We start from the raw sequence: 18807 nt of genomic DNA, 5'->3' as shown, positions 1-18807 counted from the left end.
GCTCAATCTTTTCTCGTTAAAACGCCGGAATCGCCGTTTCTTCGTAATTTTCTTCCAAGAACGCACGGACTTCGTCACTTGTGAGTGCTTCGCCGAGTTTCTGGATGGCTTCTTCGTCTTTGTTGTCTTCACGGGCCACGAGTGTGATGGCGAAGTCGTTCTCGACACCTTCCGTCAAGAGGGCATCGCTCTTCGGCGTCAAGCCGAGTGGCGCCGCATAGGCCGGCGTCATGAGGACCGCATCGACGTCATCGTACGCACGCGCGAGCATGAGCAAATCGACTTCCTCGAACTTGAGGTTCTTCGGGTTCTCTGTGATATCGGCTTGCGTGTAATACGACCCGTTCTTCTCACCGAGCTTAATCACATCGTGTTGCGCGAGCAATGAGAGCGAGCGGTCGATGTTCGACACGTCGTTCGCGATGGCGATTGTCGCGCCTTCCGGGATGTCGTTCATGTTGTCATACTCTTTCGAGTAGACACCGTAGTTGGCGAAGTAAATCGGTTCGATTGGGACGAGGTTAGCGTCATTACTGCGGTTGAACTCTTCCATGTACGGGACGTGTTGGAAGAAGTTCGCGTCGACTTCTTTTGCTGCGAGCGCCGTGTTCGGTTGGACGTTGTCACCGAGGACGACGATTTCGAGCTCGATGTTGTCTTCTGCGAGTTGCTCTTTCGCGATTTCAAGCATATCCGTCATCGGTGGGATGAGCGATGCGACTTTGAGCGTCTGCGGCTCGTTTGACGGGGCTTCCGTCGTGTTCGTTTCGGAATCGTTCCCACACGCCGCGAGGACGAGTGTGAGTGAGGCGAAAAGCGCCATTAATTTTTTCATAAGTTCTCCTTCTTTCTTTAGGTAATTAGCGTTTGTCGATGAGCCGAGCCACCGTCGTACCGGTGAACTGAATCATCTGGACGAAGACGAGCATGATCAAAATCATGTACATCATCAGCTCCGTCTTGAACTGTTGATAGCCGTAGCGGATGGCAAAGTCGCCGATGCCACCGCCCCCGACCACCCCCATGATGGTCGAGTACGAGATGAAGCTAATGATTGATGTCGTCAGCCCGAGGACGAGACCGGAACGGGCCTCGACGTACAAGAACTTGAAGATGACGTCTTTGATGGACGCCCCCATCGACACGGCCGCCTCGACGACGCCACGCGGTACGTCAAGGAGTGACTGCTCGACGAGTCGTGAGTAATGGGCGATGGCGATGATGGCGAGCGGCACGGTTGCCGCCGCCGTCCCGATGGCCGTTCCGATGATGAGCCGCGTAAATGGAATCAAAAACACGACGAGTAACAGGAACGGGAACGAGCGGACGATATTGACGATCAAGTTGAGCACGGAGAAGACGGCCCGATTTTCGAGCAGTTGCCCTTTTCGTGACAAGTAGAGCCACGTCCCGAGCGGCAGGCCGAGAAGGACGGCCGCGAGAATCGAGACGCCGACCATGATGAACGTCTCGCCGATCGATTGCCAAATCTCGGTTTGATATTGCAGGAGCACCTCAGGCATGTGGTTCACCTGCCTTCTTCAGTTGATCGACGAACCAGGACGGATTGTCGTCGATGTCTGCGACCCCACTCGGAATGACATCAATCGTCTCATACACCGAACCGTCCGTCATGACGGTCACGCGGTCGCACACTTGTTTGATGACGTCCATCTCATGTGTCACGATGACGATGGTGACGCCGAGCCGCTCGTTAATCGACTTTAACACGCCGAGCACTTCAGCCGTCGTATTCGGGTCGAGCGACGACGTCGGCTCATCACATAACAAGACGTGCGGTTCGTTCGCGAGCGCCCGCGCGATGGCGACGCGCTGTTTCTGCCCGCCGCTCAACTGTGCCGGGTATTTATCTTTGAACGACTCGAGCCCGACGAAACGAAGGCACTCGAGCACCCGGGCCTCATGCGTCGAGCGCGGCCGGCCAGCCAGCTTCAGTGAAGCGGCCACATTGTCATAGACGGTCTTGTTCGCGACGAGATTAAACTGTTGGAAAATCATGCCGATGACGTGGCGCTTCTCGCGTAGCTGTCGACTCGATAAGCTCGTCAATTCGTCCCCATCGACCGTGACTTGCCCTGTATCCGGTGTCTCGAGCAGGTTCATCAACCGGAGCAGCGTCGACTTGCCGGCCCCGCTCGCGCCGATGATGCCGTAGACCTCGCCCCGCTCGATCTGAAGCGAGACGTCACGGACGGCTACGTCGCGGCCGAACTGTTTGCTGACATTCGTTAACGTGATCATAGACGGTTCCTTTCTCTTATGGGAAAACTGGGTCAACCTCGTACCCCATTTTAGCGAACTAAAGCAAATTTGTCAGGTGAGGTGCTTCACAAAAAAAGAACCGCACGGGGCGGTTCACTTTAACGGGTGCTGTTTGAAATGGTCAGCGATATGGCGCCGCATCGATTCACGATTTTCGGCAAAGATGCGATGCCGATGGCCGTTCCCCCCTGATGGATGGGGAAATCCGCTCACGACGCGTTCTGGCGCGATGATGCCCTTGTCGACGAGCGTCTCGACGGCCCGACGGACGTTGATGCCCATCGGCAAGATGAGTGCGTCCTCGAGGACGGCCATCTCGTCGGCGAAGCTGCCTTCGACATAAGACCGGAACAAGTCCGTCTTCAACATGTCTGGACTCGACCCGTTGTAGTTCTTCCCTTTATAGAAGACGGGATACGGTAGCACCGCCGTATTCTGCACAAGATGGTTCGCCTCGCCAAATAAGTCGAGCGTCGTCGGGAGACCGAGGTGGTGATGCAACTCCAAGTCATCGAGCATCGTCACCAAGTTCTTGCGGATCGGTCCCGAGAAACTGCCCCGTTGTTTGACGGCTCGGAGCGCTTCCTCGTCGGGCGCGTCCGCCAAATCGCGGATGGCCTCGAATGATTGCCGCATTTGATACAGTCCTGGCGTAATCCCTGCTATGACGACTTTGGCCTGCGGGTTAACGTATTCGAACGGTGCATAGTAAATCGTGAGTTGCTTGTTCGGGTCCTCCTCGAGTAAGAACGGTTCACTCTTCAGTGTCGCTTCCTCCAGGTCGGGCAGTTCGAGAATATGTTGTTTATAGCGTTGAAACAAGTCAGTACGTGTCGGCATGAAAGTCCCTCCTCTGTTTTTCTGTTCCCTAAATCAGTAAATCTTATTGGAGGATGACGATCTCGTTTGCGCATTGACGCGACACATCGGCTTTTGTATAGTTAGGAACGACAAAAACGAATAGGAGTGACCAATTTGACTCCAACAGAACCGACGACACGACTTCTCGATCTCCTAAGCGAGCGTCACGACCAAATCCGTCGCATCAGCGAACGGGCTTGGAACGAGCAACATGACATCTACATCTCCAACTCCGAATGGTACGTGCTCGCCCGCATCTATAAGACGAAGCCGACCATTGCCGAAGTGACACGCAACGTCCACATCTCCCGCCAAGCGATCCATAAGCTCATCAAGAACTTGAAAGCCAAAGACCTCGTCACGGTGACCGATCATCCGACGAGTCGAAAAGATAAATGTATCGAGCTGACCGATCTCGGAGTCCGTTGCTACGAACAGAACGAGGCACTGAAAGCCGAACTCGAACAAAAAATAGCCGAATCACTCGGTGACGACGCATTCCGACAACTGAAAATGTTGTTGAAAGCCGACTGGAATTTGTAATCTCTCCTAACGATTGGGAGAGATTTTTTTGTGTCATATCTCACCTCAAATGTCAACCGAGTTGACATTTCGTGTCATGAACTACTATACTTGATGAAAGGAAGAGGTGATCGATTTGTTCAAAACTGGTGATTTAATCATCTATTCGACCCACGGAGTTTGCCGCATTGACGACATTTCCGACATGACGGTCGCGGGTGAGACGAAGTCGTACTACACGCTCCATCCCATCAATAACGCACAGAAGTTGCAAATCAGTATCCCCGTCGATAGTGATAAAGTGATGATGTTGACGCTCCTTGAAGCGAAAGAAGCAAAAGAGATCCTCGAATCGTTCCGCTCGCCGGGTGTCGAATGGAATCCCCATCCGAACAACCGCAATCGCGAATTCTTGAACGTCGTGCACTCGGGTAACCGTCACGACATCGCTCAAGTCATCAACACGCTTGCTCGCCGCCAAAGCGAAGCTATCTTGTTGAACAAGAAGTTATATGAACAGGACCGCAAGATTCTAGAGAACGCTAAAACGATCCTCGTGAAAGAACTTTCGCTCGCGCTTGAATTGTCGGAAGAAATTATCGATCAACAAATTGCTGCTTATTTGAGCGAAGAACCTGTCGCCACTACTTGATTGGCCCCTTCCGTGCGAAGAGGTCTTTTTTTATTGTTCAAAGACGGCCAGCACCTGTTCTTTCAGCGGTTGGAAGCTATGTCCGACATGTCCGTGGTACATAAAATGCTTGGAGCAGAAAATCGTCCCGATTGTTCCATCTTCGTACGTGAAAGTAATTGGGCCGGCTGCAATCCAGTCCACTAATCGCACGTTCGAATCGAAGGTTACGGATGGGTTCAGTTTTTCTATTTCCAAAAACGCCAGCAATTCGCCAAGTGCTTGCTTACTGTGGACAATCAACACGTTAGGTTTGTAGTGGAAGAAAACCCTTTTGAAGATTTGTGCACCGTATACTGCCGCTTGTTTATTTTTTGGTAAAGACAAGCATTTTGCAGATTTTGTAGGCCATGCATTCATGTTCGTTTCAACCACGTTAATCACTCCGCTAGATTTGGCCTCCAAATCTTTCACGAATGCGTTCAAACCGACCCGCGTCTTAGAGAGTCGTGATTTTCCGTCTCGGATTCGAAGCGTCTGCATCCGTTCCATGAATCGACTTCGATTATAAATCAGATCGATATATTCGCTAGTATCTTCGAAGTCTTTCACTTTCATAGGTGTGGCTGGATTGATGCCGACGACAAATACATTCCCTCTTGAATCCGGAGACTCAACAACAAACGGTCTAAAATAGGAGTCTTCCTCTTTCAGCTGAACCAGCTCCTCCATGTTCTTCTGCATCACTAATCCCCCTCCTCATTCCTTCTCAATAATGATGTCTTCCGCGAGCCCTGTGTTATTGATTTTCTTATACTGATCATACACATCCGCCACATCAACAAGTTCTTCGGAATCCACAAGCAATGTCTTCGACCCTTTTTCAATCAAGAGAAGTGGATGGTCTTTGAATTTGATTTGTTCAACCACATCATTCGCATGTGAGATTAGAAGCGTCTCTGTTGTCGGTCTCATGCAACGCATTTCCCAGCGGTCAAGCCATTCTAACACTTGTCTCGTTTCCCATTCGACATCGAACAGGGTGGCAACAAGGATATAGTGATCCGCATGCCTCATCAGGACTGCGAAACAGTCGCCCAACTGGATACATTCCGTCTGTGCGATCTCCATATGGTCTTCGTAGTTAGGGACCACACAATACTCGAAACAGTCCGGGTACTCTCGAAGTTTGTTGACATAATCACCGTATTTTTTACGCTCCCATTCAGAAAGAATGATTTTATTCATGCAGCACCTCCTATTTTTATGTAGACTCCTACTTATTTTTAACCAATATATGGATTAATTGTCTTACAATCAAGAAGAACAAGCGAGAATATGAACATATCCTCGCCTGTACTCGCTTAATTGTGGACGACGCCTTTCTCTTTCAAGCCGAGCGCCATTGCTGTCGATTCGTGAATCGTCTTGAACAGTTCCGGGTGATCGGAGAGTGAGACGCCATAAGAAGGCACCATCTCTTTGATTTTCGGTTCCCATTCCGGCATCCGGTTCGGGAAACACTGCTCGAGCACTTTTAACATGACGTGCACGGCCGTCGAGGCTCCCGGTGACGCACCAAGTAGTGCTGCGACCGATCCGTCTTCGGCGCTGACGACTTCCGTTCCGAACTGGAGCGTCCCTTTGCCGTCCGGCGTGTCTTTAATGACTTGGACTCGTTGTCCGGCGACGACGATTTCCCACTCCTCGTTCTTCGCCGTTGGGATGAATTCGCGAAGCTCGTCCATCCGTTTGTCATGCGACAAGAGCACCTGTTCAATCAAATATTTTGTGAGCGGCATCTCTTTCGCCCCGGCCGCGAGCATCGTTACGACGTTGTACGGTTTGACCGATTGGATAAGGTCGAGGTTTGAGCCCGTCTTCAAGAACTTCGGCGTAAAGCCGGCGAACGGTCCGAACAACAACTCTTTGCGCCCTTCGATGAAGCGCGTGTCGAGGTGCGGCACCGACATCGGCGGTGCGCCGACTTTCGCTTTGCCGTATACTTTCGCGTTGTGCTGTTCGATGACGTCACGGTTCTTACAGACGAGGAACAGACCACTCACCGGGAATCCGCCGATATGCTTCGACTCCGGGATGCCCGTCTTTTGAAGGAGTGGCAGACTGCCTCCACCGCCGCCGATAAACAGGAACGGCGCCGTGTGCGTCTCAATCGTGTTCGCCTCGATATCTTTCACTTTCACTTCCCACAATCCGTTCGCTAACCGTTTCACGTCCTCAACGCTATGCTTGTAATTGACCTCGACACCTTGGCCGGTCAAATGATCAAACAGCATCCGTGTGAGCGCACCGAAGTTGACGTCGGTACCTGAATCGATTTTCGTCGCCGCGATCGGCTCATCGACGGAACGTCCTTCCATGACGATCGGCATCCAGTCACGGAGTTGTTCCGGGTCATCCGATAAAACCATTCCTTCAAACAACGGATTATTTGTTAGCGCTTCCAAACGTTTCTTCAAGAAGTCGACGTCTTTCTCACCTTGGACCATGCTCATATGTGGAATCGAACGGATGAACGCTTCCGGGTTTTGAATCAAGCCTTTATTGACGAGATGCGCCCAAAACTGACGCGAGATTTGGAACTGCTCGTTCACGTTGATCGCTTTCGAAATATCGAGCGTACCATCTGGCTTCTCGGTCGTATAGTTCAACTCACAGAGGGCGGCATGTCCCGTCCCGGCGTTATTCCATTCGTTCGAACTCTCTTCCCCTGCACTTTCGAGCTTCTCAAACACTTTGACTTCCCACTCTGGTACGAGCTCTTTAAAAAGCGACCCGAGCGTCGCACTCATGATACCGGCACCAATCAAAATGACGTCTGTTCTCTTTTGAACACTGCTCATGAAAACCCCATCCTTCTCCCCTGGATTTGTGTATGAGACGATTCGGTAAATCCCCATTCGCCGACTCGCCCCGTTTATAATTGTTATATTGATTATAACGCTTTTGTGATGTTTGATAAGGGTTAAGTGCGGAAAACTTTTAGAGTTTCTCCCTTAGACAACTCTCAGTAACTAGAGATGTTATGATGAGTGCAACGAATACTGAAGAGAATGAGGTTGCTATGATGAAAAAGAAAGTAAAAGTGGTTGCAGCAGTGATTGAAAATGAAAATCAAGAAATCCTTTGCGCCCTTCGCTCAACAAATATGTTGATCCCAAACATGTGGGAGTTCCCTGGTGGAAAAGTTGAAGACGGTGAGAATTTGCAAGAAGCACTTGAACGTGAGATTTCTGAAGAGTTAGCTTGCGAAATCACTGCGCACGAAGTGATTAATGAACATGTACATGAATATGAAACGTTCATCATTCAATTGATTTCATTGCGTGCTGAGTTAAAATCAGGAACGCCTACCGCGACAGAACACGATGCGTTAATTTGGTTAAAACGCGATAACTTACATTCCCTTGTGTGGGCCCCAGCAGATATTCCTGCCGTCAACGACGTCATTAATCAAACGACAAAAGCCGAGAACGTGTAACAATCACGTCTCGGCTTTTATTAATGCGTTTGTTCGTGTAAGTAGTCGTAAATTTGCTGATCGACACGTTCTTGGAGGAGTAAGTTCATCGTAACAACAGACAATTCCTGTCCGTCTTGATTCAGCATTGTCGTATCTTGAACAGATTCGCGATCCGGTTTGACTTCACCCAAATAGTAGAAATCTCCGCCTTCATCATCATCCTTTTTCACAAAGAGATGAATATCGATTTCTCTTTCCTGTGCCTCAATGATTTTACGTACTTCTTCCGATTTTGTCGTTCTTCTGCTTCTCGTATACCAATGAAACACTTCTGGATTAATAAAGGAGTCTCCATAATTGACGCTAGCTTCAACGTCTTCACCCTTATGGTACGTGACAAAAATCGGACAAGTTTGATGTTTTATTTTGTAGCCATATATCGTCGATTGTTCTTCTTTATCCCAATTTAATAGGCGGCAAGCATCTTTCCTCGTGTACTTTTCAAGTCGGGTTAATGGTTTTGTTTGATCATATCGTTGACCTCTAGCTAAGGAAGCTGTTAATACATCTTTAAACAGCTGAGTGAACCATTCATCTTTTAATAAAGAGTGCATATGAGATGAGAATCTATACACCTCACCTTCCCAAGAAATTAAGGCGTGTCCTCCATACTTCAATCGATCAGCATCTTTAAAGAAGTTTAGTGATAATACGTTTTCTAAAGAGTGAATGGTAGTTTTATCACTTCGTATGCCCTGCTCACGCAAGCGATGAATAAAATCTTGTTTGTTCAAACTTTCCTGCTCCAACAGAAGTTGCATTAACAATGCCTCATGTACTCGTTTTCCTGATAATAACTCTTGGGTCACCATCAACAGAACTTTCGAATGAATGGAAGGAAGATCAGGGAGATCAGGCTCCACTATATTCAAAAAGGCACCGTAATGACCCTTCTTTGTTCCAATAACAATTGGATCCATTGAATAATGTTCAACAAAATCACTTAGCATCGGAGGTCGGCCTAAACGGTTTTTCAAATTGTGATAAGCCTCTTTTAACACTTTTAAGTCCGTTAGTTTTGCTTGATTAATCGATTCGTAAATTCGCTCTTTTGCGATGGCTTCAAAATTAATGGTCGACGTGCCAGAAATATAGCTACGATCGATTACTTTTCTCCGAATCGAATCTTTATTTTGAGAGCGGTCTCCGGATAAAGCGATTGGAATCAAATAGTTATTTTTGTAGTTAGCAATGAAATCGATAACGGTCACGTATTGTTTTGAGCTGTGTTTTCTTAATCCCCGTCCTAGTTGTTGAATAAAAATAATACTTGATTCTGTCTGTCGCAACATGACGACTTGATTAATGCTTGGAATATCAATACCTTCGTTGAATATATCAACTGTTAAAATGTAATCTAGACGACCCTCTTCCAAATTAGTCACTTCAACTCGTCTCTTTTCTTGCGAATCATCTCCCGTTAAAGCACATGTTCTAAAACCTCGATGATTCAATTCCTCAGAAAGTCGTTTCGCTTCTCGTTTTGAACTACAGAACATCAAACCACATAAACGCTCTCCAGAAAAACCATAGTAATCAATCTTCTCGATAATCCGTTCTACACGTTCCTCTGACACGAGCTGAGTGAATACATCAAACTCAACTTGATTTCCACTCACTTCAAGATCTGTCACTCCAAAATAGTGGAAAGGACACAACATGTCCTCTTCAAGCGCTTCTTGTAACCGAATCTCATATGCAATGTTGTAATCAAACAACTTAAATAAATCATATCCATCTGAACGTTCAGGAGTTGCTGTCATTCCTAATAAAAATTGTGGTGTGAAATGTTCTATAATTCGTTGATATGTAACCGCTCCTGCTCGGTGACTCTCATCAATCAATACGTAGTCAAATGCGTCTCGGTTAAACTGATCTAATGTTTCTTGTTTAGAAATTGTTTGGATCGTTGCAAAGACATACCTAGCTCCCATTGCTCGGCTCGAACCTGACAGGATACCAAAATCACTTTCATCACCACCAATGACTCGATGAAAATCATTCTTTGCTTTTTGCAAAATCTGTTCGCGATGCACTACGAATAGCATTCGCTTCGGTCGATAGCGACGAACATCAAAAGCGGCTAAATATGTTTTTCCCGTGCCCGTCGCTGATACGACGAGCGCTCTTGTATTTCCATGCGCACGAACGGCCTCAATCCCACTTAAAGCTGCTAGTTGCATCGAATTAGGTTCTACCTGTAACGCTTCTTTTAATCGATTGACTCCATACGAGTCTGGAAATTCAGCTACACGTTCTCCGAAGACTGGACGATACGAACGTTCGTAAGCTGAAATCCATTCAAGTGTCAATGGAACTGAAACACTCCACATTTCTTCAAACTGATCGAGGAAGTGTCCGACAATTTCTCCATTCTCGTGAGAGGTCAACTTCAGATTCCACTCGTAATTTGTCTTTAACGCTCCAGACGTCAAATTAGAACTTCCAACAATTAATGAGTAGTACTCTTCATGTTGAAAAATGTATCCCTTAGAGTGGAATGCCTCAACTTCTGAAATGCGAATATCTACATTCTTCAGTTTTAATAGTTCTTTAAAGACTTTAGGTTGATTAAAGTATTGGTACGTTGAAGTCATGATTTTTCCACGGATACCTTTATCATGTAAGTCGGAAAGCGTAGATTTTAACGTAGCTAAGCCAGCTTCCGTAATAAACGCAACAGAGAATAAGAAAGATTGGCATCCCTTTAGTTCGTCTAGAAGTGAAGTAAGTACATCTTGTCGTTTATGTTTTTCATTCATTAATAACTCAGGTTTAAATGGACTCACGTGATGATGATGCTTATCAATGAACCCTTTTTCTAAAGAATTTTTGAGTTGTTCTGTAAAATGAGTCATACATACCTCCAACATGATTTATACTAAATTCAAATAATTTCAATACCAGTATTTTATTTTACATATATTTCATTATTATCTTCTGCATAAAAATGATCAAGGAGGAACTTTATGTCTGCGTTCTATCTCATCCGTCATTGCTCGGCGACTGGCCAAGAGCCGGACGCCCCACTCACTAAAGCCGGCAAACAACAAGCACTCGCCCTCGCTGACTTCTTTCGAGACATTCCCGTCGACCGCATCATCTCGAGCGACTATACGCGAGCCATCGCCTCGATTGCACCACTCGCCACGTCCAAACAGCTGACCATCGAGACGGAGCCGAAGTTGCGCGAGCGTATCCTCTCGCTCGAACCGCGCGACGATTGGTTCGAGTTGCTCCGTCATTCGTTCACCGATGCCTCGTTCCGTGTGCCAGGTGCCGAGTCAGGTCAAGATGCGACGGACCGGATTTTGAGCGTCATCGAGCCACTTGACGACGTAAACGGCACGACCGTCCTCGTGACGCACGGAAACCTGCTCGCGTTGCTTCTTCAACATGTGGATAACCGCTATGACTTCGACACGTGGCGCAATCTCAGCAATCCCGATATCTACCGCCTAGAAATTGTGGATAACTCTTGGTCCGTGACACGCGTCTGGACCGTCCCTGCCTGTGGATAACGTTATCCACAGAAAAAGCCGTCTCATGAATGAGACGGCTTTCGTTTTATTTTTCCACAAAAAACATTGAGATGGCACCAAGACCGACATGCGTCCCGACCGAGACGCCCATCTGCATGAGGTAAATCTCGCCGTCAAAGTCGGATTCGGCTTGAATCTTCGCCTTCAAGTTCTCGGCAATCTTTTGATCGGACGTATAGCCGATGATGACAAAGTTGGTAATGTCTTTGTCGCAACGTTTGATGAACTCGTCCGTATAGTGCTTGAGCACTTTACGAGTTCCGCGCTCTTTGGCGACAATGGCCCCTTTGCCATTCTTCATGCTCATGATCGGTTTGACCATCAACAGCTTGCCGATGATGGCGCTAGCATTCGAGATGCGGCCGCTTTTAATCAAATGGTCCAAGTCGTCGACCGACAAGAAGTGCTTCACTTTCAGCTTATACTTCTCGTTGAAGTCAACGAGCTCCTCGAACGTCGCCCCGGCTTCACGCATCTGGCCGCTCTTCATTAACAACCAGCCGCTGCCGTGGCTCATCGAACGAGAGTCGACGATATGAATTTTCACCGTCGAATCAGGATGTGCCTCTTCGAAATATTCTTTTCCGAGCACGGCCGATTGATACGACCCGCTCGTCCCGCTCGACATACAAATGCAAAGAATCTCGTCATGTCCGCTCTCGACGGGCTCTTCCATCAGCTTCATAAATGTCGCTGGGCTCGGCATCCCCGTCGTCGGGAATTCCGGTAGCGCTTCCAACATTCCGTAAAACGCATCGGGCTGGATGTCGACACGGTCCTCATACGACTTGTTGTCAATCGTAATGATGAGCGGCGCGACGCCAATCTCGTATTTTGCTAAAATCTCATCGGATAAATCACAAGTTGAATCTGCCAATAATCTAATCATAGTACCCTCCAAAAATCGCTCCTGAGTGACGAGAATCGTCCTAGACCACTACGTCGATTCAGACGTCACGATAGGACTTCTCCATTGTATCAGATATGGAGGGGTAGAAGTTTTTTTGCCAGGCCTGAATATGCGTTGGTTTGCTCGTGTCGAAGCAACCATTCCTTTCGCCACAGTCCGCCCGCATAGCCCGTCAACGTCCCATTCGATCCGATGACACGATGGCACGGGATGACGATGCTCAACCGGTTGCGCCCGTTGGCACTGCCGACGGCCCGCACGGCGCGGTCCCGGCCGAGTGTCACGGCCAGTTCGCGATACGAGGTCGTCTCGGCGTATGGAACCATGACCAGCGCCTGCCACACGTCCTGTTGAAACACCGTCCCCTCGACTTCAAACGGGAACGTGAACGATTGGCGACGTCCGTTGAAGTACTCCTCGATTTCTCGGTAGCACGTCTTCAACACGTCCGGCGTCATCTCCTCCGCTTCAAAGCGGACATCATCGCGTTCAACGAACAGGATGGAACGGATGGCCGTCTCTGTCCCGACAATCTCTAGAATTCCAATCGGACTCACATAGTCCAGTCTATACGTCTCCATACAACGACCTCCATAGATAGAATGTGGCGTACGCCTCCCACCCGGCAAAGCGTTCCCCGTACTGCCTCACTTCGTCTGCCGTCAACTTGTCGCTTCGCCCAAGATGATGCTTCAACGCCTGATGCAGACCAGCGTCCGCAACCGGGAACGCCGTCGGATCTTGGAAACACTTCATCCGGACATACGCGGCCGTCCACTCCCCGACACCGCGTAAGCTTAACAACCGTTCATGCATCACGTCGGGTGGCTCGCTGCGTAACTGCTGTTTCGACAATCGTCCGTCCGTCATCTCCTGGGCGATGCCGATGATATATTCTGCTTTCCGGGTGCTGAATTGGAGCTGTCTCAGTTCACTCGGGTCGAGCAGCGCAATCGTCTCAGGATTTGGGAACGCCCAGTACGTCACGCCGTCCACTTCCCGGGATGGTCCATACTGCTCGACGAACCGTCGTTTCAGCGTATAGGCGAACGAGAGTGTGATCTGTTGACCGATGACGGCCCACGTGAGCGCCTCGAACAAGTCCGGGAACCCGATCAGGCGTAGCCCCTCGTACTCTCGGACGAGCGGACGCAACAGTTCATCCGTCTCGGCCATCCGCACGAACGCCGCGACGTCTTGGTCGAGGTCGAACCAGTCGCGGACGTAGCGCTCCACGTGTTTCTGTTCCGAGCTCGTGATGTCGTCTTCCCGGAACGTGATGACGAGGCCGTGAGCCGTCTCCATGATATCCCCTAGCAGCAATCGTCCGTCCACATCGAACAGCTTTGAGACGGACGTTTCACGGGCGACATGCATCACTTCATCGTCAGAGCGTCGCAAAAATTGCAGACATTGTTGAAAATCAAACGGAGCGGTGACGTGAATCTCGAACGATGAGCGACTCATCGGCTCCCCCCTTTCGATACATGCTCGGTGAACATCCCTTGAGACGTCGGAAAACGCGATAAAAGTTGGACGGGGTTTGAAAGCCGACCTCATAACAGATGGCGAGATTGCTCATGTCCGTCGTCCGCAACAGATGGGTCGCCTTGTCGATGCGAACCTTTTCGAGCAGACGGCGCGGCGTCTCGCCCGTCGCTTGGGTGAACGTCCGCTCGACATAGAACGGGCTCAAGTTGACGTGCTCGGCAATCTCCTCAAGCTTGAGCGGCCGTTTGTAATGCGTGAGCACGAACGCCGTCACGTCATGGACGAGCGCGCTCGCCGGACTACGGTCGACCTCGGGCTGACATCGCTTACACGGCCGAAAGCCGGACGACTCCGCTTCCGCTTTCGTCTCATAAAAATCGACATTCTCCCGCTTCGGCTTCCGCGAGCGGCACGAGGGCCGACAGTAAATCCCGGTCGTCTTGACCGCGGTATAAAACTGTCCGTCATACGCCGCGTCACAGGCGAGCACTTTCTCCCACTTCTCTTCAAACGTCAGCATCTCAGTCCACCCCCTTTGTTCCAATGTATCAGATTGATTTTCGTTCACTCGTCCTGTTTCTTGCCCTTACAGTCTACATTCCCGCGATTCAAGAATCTCATTGATTTTGAATCCGTCTCCCCCTTTGACTCGTACTATGATTACGCGACTCGATTGAGTACACTTTAGCTAATCAAGTCAGAAGGAGTACATACGATGCAAAAGCGATTTTCCTGGAAACAACTGAAATGGTTGCTTCCATTCCTATTGATTGGATTGATTCTTTATCAGAGCGGCCAGGAGCTCCAAAACCTGTCGCTCGCCGCGGCGTTTCAAACGTTAGAGGCGTTGACGGGCTTTGAACAAATCGCCTTGATCGGACTCGGGCTCGTTGCCGTTTTGACGATGACCGGCTACGATTACTTTTTACTGCGCTCGCTCGACGTCCATATCCCGCTCTCGAAGCTGCTTCGCGCGGCATGGATCACGAACGCGATGAACGGCATGATCGGGTTCGGCGGCGTCATCGGCATCGCGCTCCGAACGTCGCTGTATCGACCGTATACGGACACGAAACGATTGCTCCGGGCCATCGGCTGGATGACCCCGACACTCATCAGCGGCTTGTCGCTACTTGCCGCAGGGGTGCTGCTCGGGCTCTTCCCGGCCGGTGCGCTCACCGCAACGAAACAATGGATTTGGCCAGTGCTCCTCGCGACACTCGCCGTCCTGCCGCTCTACATCTATGTGACGCGGAAGCGGTCGAACTTGGATTGGCCGACCTTGGTCGGCTATATCGCGACGTCACTCGCCGAATGGGTAACGGCCGGACTCGTCGCCTTGTATGCCCTGCATTTACTCGGGGGCGAAGCGTCGCTCCCGGCCATGATGGGTGTCTTCATCGTCGCGACCATCGTCGGGGTCGTCTCGCTCGTCCCGGGTGGTGTCGGTTCGTTTGATTTATTATACCTCGTCGGGATGACCCAGCTCGGCATCGACCAAGAGATCGTCTTATCTTCCTTGATCGTCTATCGCTTCGTCTATTTCATCGTCCCATTCATGATCAGCCTGTTTTTGGCGGCCCTCGTCTTCGGAGACCAGGTCGTCAAACAGATCGAGTATAAACCGATCATCGGGTCGTCCTATGAGATCGGGACCGTCGTCTGGCGCATCGTGTCGCGCACACTCGTCAAGACCGGACGGCTCGCCGGAAGCCTGATCGCATTGATGACGAGCCTCGTCCTTTGGTTCCAGACGCTGTTACCGAGTGTGTCACCGCTCTATTCGACCGCCCTCTGGGTACAGTGGGTCGGTACGCTCGCGCTGTTCACGGCCGGTCTGTTGACACTCCTGACCACGTTCGGGATGTACATCCGGACGAAACGTGTGCTCTGGCTCGTCGGGGTCGCCTGTGTCGTCGCCGGCATCGGTGTCATCGCGCGCGGCTTCAATCTGTTTGAAGCGTTCGTCGTCGGCGGGTTCGCCTTGTTCGTTTGGTTGACCCGGACCCAGCACAAACGCTATCGCTCCATCGTGACTGTCAGCCGTTTCGTGCGCAACGTCGCCTATGTCGGCCTTTATGTCGGCACACACGCGTTCCTGCTGCAATCGTTCAGTCAGACGGACACGATCTTCTTTTACCCGGACGCAGCTGCCGGATTGAGCATCGCCGCCGTTGTCTTATCCGGACTAGTGTTGATTAGTATCTTCACGCTGTTCAACCGATTGAAACGCCCGCAACTTGGTACATCCTTCGAACCGTCCCGCTTCGCGTCGTTTCAAGCTATGCATGCGACAACAAGTGCTTTCGATTTAGCTTATATGAAGGATAAATCGATTTATTATGGTTCAGACGACGAGGCGTGTCTGTTGTTCGCCGTGTCCGGCAATCACGCTATCGTCCTCGGAGATGTGCAAGGCGCGCGCGACGCCGCGTCACACCTGTTGCTCACCTTTATCGAAGAGACGGACCGGCTCGGTTATATCCCACTCTTTTATCAAGTCACGCCAGACTGGATGCCACGTCTGCACGATGCCGGTTTCACGTTTTTCAAGCTTGGCGAAGAAGCGACGGTCGATGTCGCCACGTTCTCGCTCATCGGTAAAAAACGCGCCAACATGCGCTCGCTTTATAACCAATTCACGAAGCGAGACTATACGGCTGACATCGTCATGCATCCATCGTCCGACTTGATCAAGTCACTGCGCTTCATCTCGGACGACTGGCTCGGAAATCGAAGCGAGAAAGGATTCTCGCTCGGCTTTTTCAACGAACAGGCTTTGACCCATTATCCGGTTGCTCTCCTACGTGATGACACGGGACAAGTCGTCGCCTTCATCACGTTGCTCCGCGGCAGTGATACCGTCTCCATCGATTTAATGCGCTCTAAGAATGATGCTCTGCCCGGCTCGATTGAGGTGCTGATTCTCCATGTAATCGAGTGGGCACGAGCCAACGACTACGCCTACGTCGGTCTTGGCATGGCGCCACTCGCATCGGTCGGTGAGCACACGTTCGCGTACTGGCCGGAACGGATTGCAGCCGATATTTTCGAAAACATCAGTTATATCTACCCGTTCAGCGGGCTTCGTCAGTTCAAACATAAGTTCAAACCGACGTGGGAAGCTCGATATTTGGCCATTCGAAAGCGTCGGAAGCTACTACCTTCTTTGCTTCGGACGGCACGGTTGATTAGCCGGAAACGAGAGCTTTAAACACGAAAGAGCGTCTCACACGCGAGGCGCTCTTTCGTGTTACGTCATGAGTGAAATGTCGGGCATCTAAAACTGATACATTCTCTTTAATAAGATGCATTTCTGTGTTCAACTCTTCTTTTAACGAATATGGTAGCACCGACCTTATATCAAGTCGATGCTTCCGTAACTGTCCAATCTGAAATTGTGACGTTGAATCCTGACGCCTTCGGATCCGGACTACAGGCGTACGGTCCGATGCGTAACGTCGAGACGTCATGGAGGTGAGCGATTCGCAACTGTTCACGCGTACCCCCCTCGTATTCGAAGAACACCTCAACATCGCCATCGGTGTAGCCGAGTTCAAACGTCAACGGTTCACGGATGGCGTCGTTCGGGAAATCACGTGTCGACCAATCCGAGTAGCCAAAGGACGTGACGACGGCCCCAAGGTGTGACGGTCCGTCCGGAATATATTCGACGGACGTCTTAAGCCAATGCTCGTCGTTAACGTATAACAGGATGCCGGCCTGGTCATATGTATGGCTCGGATCCATCTCAATCGTCGCGCGACATGTGAACCGCTTAGACGCCACATCCGTCACCAAAGCGTGGGCCGTCATCCGGTTGAACCCGTAATGGGTGTTCCGCCAAAAGTCGGTGTCGGGTGCTGTCTGGAACGTCAAGCTTTCACCGAGACTCACTTCGTCTGGTTCATTGATCCACTTATATGACTTCCACATGATTGATACCTCCCCATTGTCCTCGCATCGCGAACAGCAACGGAATCATCGGTTCGTGATACGGAATAAATTTCCCTGACCTGATCATATCAAGAATCGTCGCCTCATCCGCCCATTGCACGGCTTGCACTTCTGATGGTTGGAGCGTCAACTCATCGAGGTCAACTTCTGCTTCGACGAGATAGATATCATCGAACCCTTCGTCAAAGTTGACCGTCAAATGGGGCCGTGTGTTAGATAAATCAAGTTTCAGCCCGATCTCTTCTTCAAGCTCGCGCATCGCCGCTTGTTGACTCGTATCGCCGACCGTGGCGCCACCGCCGACGGTGATGTCCCACATGTTCGCCCAACCGTCTTTGAACGGTTGGCGCTGCTGAATCAACATCTGTCCATCCTTGTTGAAAATGCAAACGTGGATGACGAGATGATAATCATCTTGAGGAAGGCGTATCCCTCGTTGCCACGTTCGCCCTGTTTTCTTGCGGTCTACATCATACACATCCCAAAACTCCATCGTTCCATCCCCTTTACGTCGCGGCGCTCGAAGATGCCGCTTGATCTGCTTTGACGCAGTCGATGGCGACGACGATTGAGATGAGTAAGTGTTCCATCGTATCATCGACTACTCGAATTTCGTACGTATCGCCCCACGTTAGCCACTTCTTTTGGACACTACCGATGACATGTCCGTTTTGGCGTACTTCGAAGTTCATATCCCACCAGTTGCCATCGACTTCAATCCCGGCTGCATCAATTGTGTAGCGCGGCTTGAAGAACGTGAACTCTTTTGAAATCGTTAACGTCTCCTCCCCCTCGACATCGACGTAAAATGTCGGCAAAAAGCTGAATGTCTTTTTCGTAATCGTCGTAATCTCGTATCCATTCTTGTCAGAAATCGTGAACGACTTCGGTAACTTCATAAAACTACCTTCTACAAAATAAAGATCGTTCTCATCTGCATCTTTGATACTGAACCGGCCACGTAGGCTGAAAACCTTTTGTTTCATGTAGAGCGTGTTCATCGTCATCCCTCCGATTGTATGTGGTACCTTATATACGAAACCATACCCGAAATCGATTCAGAATC

Annotated in this window: 20 protein-coding genes; 5 read left to right on the top strand and 15 right to left on the bottom strand. The window is 50.0% G+C overall.

Translation table 11 applies throughout. The features are described 5' to 3' along the window. Nucleotides 1-16: 16 nt before the first annotated feature. From KNP64_RS12490 to KNP64_RS12475, 4 genes are all read right to left on the bottom strand, one after another. Nucleotides 17-835, bottom strand: coding sequence for a MetQ/NlpA family ABC transporter substrate-binding protein (locus KNP64_RS12490; protein WP_214793708.1), 819 nt, complete (start codon nucleotides 833-835; stop codon nucleotides 17-19). A 25-nt stretch (nucleotides 836-860) separates the two neighbouring features. Further along, nucleotides 861-1523 (bottom strand): methionine ABC transporter permease, encoded by a 663-nt coding sequence (locus KNP64_RS12485; protein ID WP_029596402.1) that lies wholly within the window; start codon nucleotides 1521-1523, stop codon nucleotides 861-863. Further along, nucleotides 1516-2262 (bottom strand): methionine ABC transporter ATP-binding protein, encoded by a 747-nt coding sequence (locus KNP64_RS12480; protein WP_214793711.1) that lies wholly within the window; start codon nucleotides 2260-2262, stop codon nucleotides 1516-1518. The genes KNP64_RS12485 and KNP64_RS12480 overlap by 8 nt, the downstream gene beginning before the upstream one ends. Before the next feature lie 114 nt (nucleotides 2263-2376). Next, on the bottom strand, nucleotides 2377-3123 hold the full coding sequence (locus KNP64_RS12475; RefSeq protein WP_214712462.1) for a hypothetical protein: 747 nt from the start codon (nucleotides 3121-3123) through the stop codon (nucleotides 2377-2379). A gap of 135 nt (nucleotides 3124-3258) precedes the next feature. Here KNP64_RS12475 and KNP64_RS12470 point away from each other — a divergent pair, with 135 nt between their 5' ends. Next, complete coding sequence (locus tag KNP64_RS12470) at nucleotides 3259-3687, top strand: MarR family winged helix-turn-helix transcriptional regulator (protein WP_214793714.1); 429 nt, start codon at nucleotides 3259-3261, stop codon at nucleotides 3685-3687. A 106-nt stretch (nucleotides 3688-3793) separates the two neighbouring features. Continuing rightward, on the top strand, nucleotides 3794-4318 hold the full coding sequence (locus tag KNP64_RS12465) for a CarD family transcriptional regulator (RefSeq protein ID WP_131472030.1): 525 nt from the start codon (nucleotides 3794-3796) through the stop codon (nucleotides 4316-4318). Between the two features lie 30 nt (nucleotides 4319-4348). Here the strand turns inward: KNP64_RS12465 and KNP64_RS12460 are convergent, their stop codons facing one another. From KNP64_RS12460 to mqo, 3 genes are all read right to left on the bottom strand, one after another. Then, on the bottom strand, nucleotides 4349-5041 hold the full coding sequence (locus KNP64_RS12460; protein ID WP_138860205.1) for a hypothetical protein: 693 nt from the start codon (nucleotides 5039-5041) through the stop codon (nucleotides 4349-4351). A gap of 15 nt (nucleotides 5042-5056) precedes the next feature. Beyond that, nucleotides 5057-5545 (bottom strand): hypothetical protein, encoded by a 489-nt coding sequence (locus tag KNP64_RS12455; protein ID WP_214793719.1) that lies wholly within the window; start codon nucleotides 5543-5545, stop codon nucleotides 5057-5059. Between the two features lie 116 nt (nucleotides 5546-5661). Further along, on the bottom strand, nucleotides 5662-7161 hold the full coding sequence (gene mqo, locus KNP64_RS12450) for a malate dehydrogenase (quinone) (protein ID WP_214764142.1): 1500 nt from the start codon (nucleotides 7159-7161) through the stop codon (nucleotides 5662-5664). Nucleotides 7162-7385: 224 nt separating this feature from the next. On the opposite strand from mqo, the gene KNP64_RS12445 reads away from it, so the two are divergent. Next, complete coding sequence (locus tag KNP64_RS12445; protein ID WP_214712469.1) at nucleotides 7386-7799, top strand: (deoxy)nucleoside triphosphate pyrophosphohydrolase; 414 nt, start codon at nucleotides 7386-7388, stop codon at nucleotides 7797-7799. A gap of 20 nt (nucleotides 7800-7819) precedes the next feature. On the opposite strand, the gene KNP64_RS12440 is transcribed toward KNP64_RS12445, so the two are convergent. Continuing rightward, complete coding sequence (locus tag KNP64_RS12440; protein ID WP_214793722.1) at nucleotides 7820-10699, bottom strand: DEAD/DEAH box helicase; 2880 nt, start codon at nucleotides 10697-10699, stop codon at nucleotides 7820-7822. A gap of 111 nt (nucleotides 10700-10810) precedes the next feature. Between KNP64_RS12440 and KNP64_RS12435 the strand changes: the two genes are divergently transcribed. Continuing rightward, nucleotides 10811-11362 (top strand): histidine phosphatase family protein, encoded by a 552-nt coding sequence (locus tag KNP64_RS12435; protein ID WP_214793725.1) that lies wholly within the window; start codon nucleotides 10811-10813, stop codon nucleotides 11360-11362. A gap of 46 nt (nucleotides 11363-11408) precedes the next feature. On the opposite strand, the gene KNP64_RS12430 is transcribed toward KNP64_RS12435, so the two are convergent. The 4 genes from KNP64_RS12430 to KNP64_RS12415 form a co-directional block, all read right to left on the bottom strand. After that, entirely contained in the window at nucleotides 11409-12272 is an 864-nt protein-coding gene (locus KNP64_RS12430) for a DegV family protein (protein ID WP_214793728.1), read from the bottom strand. Between the two features lie 89 nt (nucleotides 12273-12361). After that, on the bottom strand, nucleotides 12362-12874 hold the full coding sequence (locus tag KNP64_RS12425; RefSeq protein ID WP_214764145.1) for a methylated-DNA--[protein]-cysteine S-methyltransferase: 513 nt from the start codon (nucleotides 12872-12874) through the stop codon (nucleotides 12362-12364). Beyond that, nucleotides 12861-13760 (bottom strand): DNA-3-methyladenine glycosylase family protein, encoded by a 900-nt coding sequence (locus KNP64_RS12420; RefSeq protein WP_214793731.1) that lies wholly within the window; start codon nucleotides 13758-13760, stop codon nucleotides 12861-12863. Before KNP64_RS12420 ends, KNP64_RS12425 begins: the two co-directional genes overlap by 14 nt. Next, nucleotides 13717-14304 (bottom strand): bifunctional transcriptional activator/DNA repair enzyme AdaA, encoded by a 588-nt coding sequence (locus tag KNP64_RS12415; protein WP_214793734.1) that lies wholly within the window; start codon nucleotides 14302-14304, stop codon nucleotides 13717-13719. The genes KNP64_RS12420 and KNP64_RS12415 overlap by 44 nt, the downstream gene beginning before the upstream one ends. 195 nt (nucleotides 14305-14499) lie before the next feature. Here KNP64_RS12415 and mprF point away from each other — a divergent pair, with 195 nt between their 5' ends. After that, on the top strand, nucleotides 14500-16998 hold the full coding sequence (gene mprF, locus KNP64_RS12410; RefSeq protein WP_214793737.1) for a bifunctional lysylphosphatidylglycerol flippase/synthetase MprF: 2499 nt from the start codon (nucleotides 14500-14502) through the stop codon (nucleotides 16996-16998). A gap of 149 nt (nucleotides 16999-17147) precedes the next feature. Here the strand turns inward: mprF and KNP64_RS12405 are convergent, their stop codons facing one another. The 3 genes from KNP64_RS12405 to KNP64_RS12395 are packed head-to-tail and all read right to left on the bottom strand — an operon-like array spanning nucleotide 17148 to nucleotide 18742. Next, nucleotides 17148-17720, bottom strand: coding sequence for a DUF1349 domain-containing protein (locus KNP64_RS12405; RefSeq protein WP_138860215.1), 573 nt, complete (start codon nucleotides 17718-17720; stop codon nucleotides 17148-17150). Then, on the bottom strand, nucleotides 17704-18234 hold the full coding sequence (locus KNP64_RS12400; protein ID WP_214789333.1) for an NUDIX hydrolase: 531 nt from the start codon (nucleotides 18232-18234) through the stop codon (nucleotides 17704-17706). The genes KNP64_RS12405 and KNP64_RS12400 overlap by 17 nt, the downstream gene beginning before the upstream one ends. A 13-nt stretch (nucleotides 18235-18247) precedes the next feature. Further along, nucleotides 18248-18742, bottom strand: a complete 495-nt coding sequence (locus KNP64_RS12395) for an LURP-one-related/scramblase family protein (RefSeq protein ID WP_128123835.1) — start codon at nucleotides 18740-18742, stop codon at nucleotides 18248-18250. Nucleotides 18743-18807: the final 65 nt, after the last annotated feature.

This window comes from Exiguobacterium sp. s64, from assembly GCF_018618035.1.
GTDB classification, from domain to species: Bacteria; Bacillota; Bacilli; order Exiguobacteriales; family Exiguobacteriaceae; genus Exiguobacterium; species Exiguobacterium mexicanum_A.
Note: the sequence above shows the minus strand (reverse complement) of the source record. Positions and strands in the feature narration are given on the sequence as shown.

Bases quoted from the DNA above. Each gene is read 5' to 3' on its own strand.
- KNP64_RS12460 (WP_138860205.1), bottom strand. From the start codon at position 5,041: ATGCAGAAGAACATGGAGGAGCTGGTTCAGCTGAAAGAGGAAGACTCC.
- KNP64_RS12480 (WP_214793711.1), bottom strand. From the start codon at position 2,262: ATGATCACGTTAACGAATGTCAGCAAACAGTTCGGCCGCGACGTAGCC.
- KNP64_RS12485 (WP_029596402.1), bottom strand. From the start codon at position 1,523: ATGCCTGAGGTGCTCCTGCAATATCAAACCGAGATTTGGCAATCGATC.
- KNP64_RS12420 (WP_214793731.1), bottom strand. From the start codon at position 13,760: ATGAGTCGCTCATCGTTCGAGATTCACGTCACCGCTCCGTTTGATTTT.
- KNP64_RS12475 (WP_214712462.1), bottom strand. From the start codon at position 3,123: ATGCCGACACGTACTGACTTGTTTCAACGCTATAAACAACATATTCTC.
- KNP64_RS12445 (WP_214712469.1), top strand. From the start codon at position 7,386: ATGAAAAAGAAAGTAAAAGTGGTTGCAGCAGTGATTGAAAATGAAAAT.
- KNP64_RS12395 (WP_128123835.1), bottom strand. From the start codon at position 18,742: ATGAACACGCTCTACATGAAACAAAAGGTTTTCAGCCTACGTGGCCGG.
- mprF (WP_214793737.1), top strand. From the start codon at position 14,500: ATGCAAAAGCGATTTTCCTGGAAACAACTGAAATGGTTGCTTCCATTC.
- KNP64_RS12400 (WP_214789333.1), bottom strand. From the start codon at position 18,234: ATGGAGTTTTGGGATGTGTATGATGTAGACCGCAAGAAAACAGGGCGA.
- KNP64_RS12425 (WP_214764145.1), bottom strand. From the start codon at position 12,874: ATGGAGACGTATAGACTGGACTATGTGAGTCCGATTGGAATTCTAGAG.
- KNP64_RS12430 (WP_214793728.1), bottom strand. From the start codon at position 12,272: ATGATTAGATTATTGGCAGATTCAACTTGTGATTTATCCGATGAGATT.
- KNP64_RS12490 (WP_214793708.1), bottom strand. From the start codon at position 835: ATGAAAAAATTAATGGCGCTTTTCGCCTCACTCACACTCGTCCTCGCG.
- mqo (WP_214764142.1), bottom strand. From the start codon at position 7,161: ATGAGCAGTGTTCAAAAGAGAACAGACGTCATTTTGATTGGTGCCGGT.
- KNP64_RS12440 (WP_214793722.1), bottom strand. From the start codon at position 10,699: ATGACTCATTTTACAGAACAACTCAAAAATTCTTTAGAAAAAGGGTTC.
- KNP64_RS12415 (WP_214793734.1), bottom strand. From the start codon at position 14,304: ATGCTGACGTTTGAAGAGAAGTGGGAGAAAGTGCTCGCCTGTGACGCG.
- KNP64_RS12405 (WP_138860215.1), bottom strand. From the start codon at position 17,720: ATGTGGAAGTCATATAAGTGGATCAATGAACCAGACGAAGTGAGTCTC.
- KNP64_RS12455 (WP_214793719.1), bottom strand. From the start codon at position 5,545: ATGAATAAAATCATTCTTTCTGAATGGGAGCGTAAAAAATACGGTGAT.
- KNP64_RS12435 (WP_214793725.1), top strand. From the start codon at position 10,811: ATGTCTGCGTTCTATCTCATCCGTCATTGCTCGGCGACTGGCCAAGAG.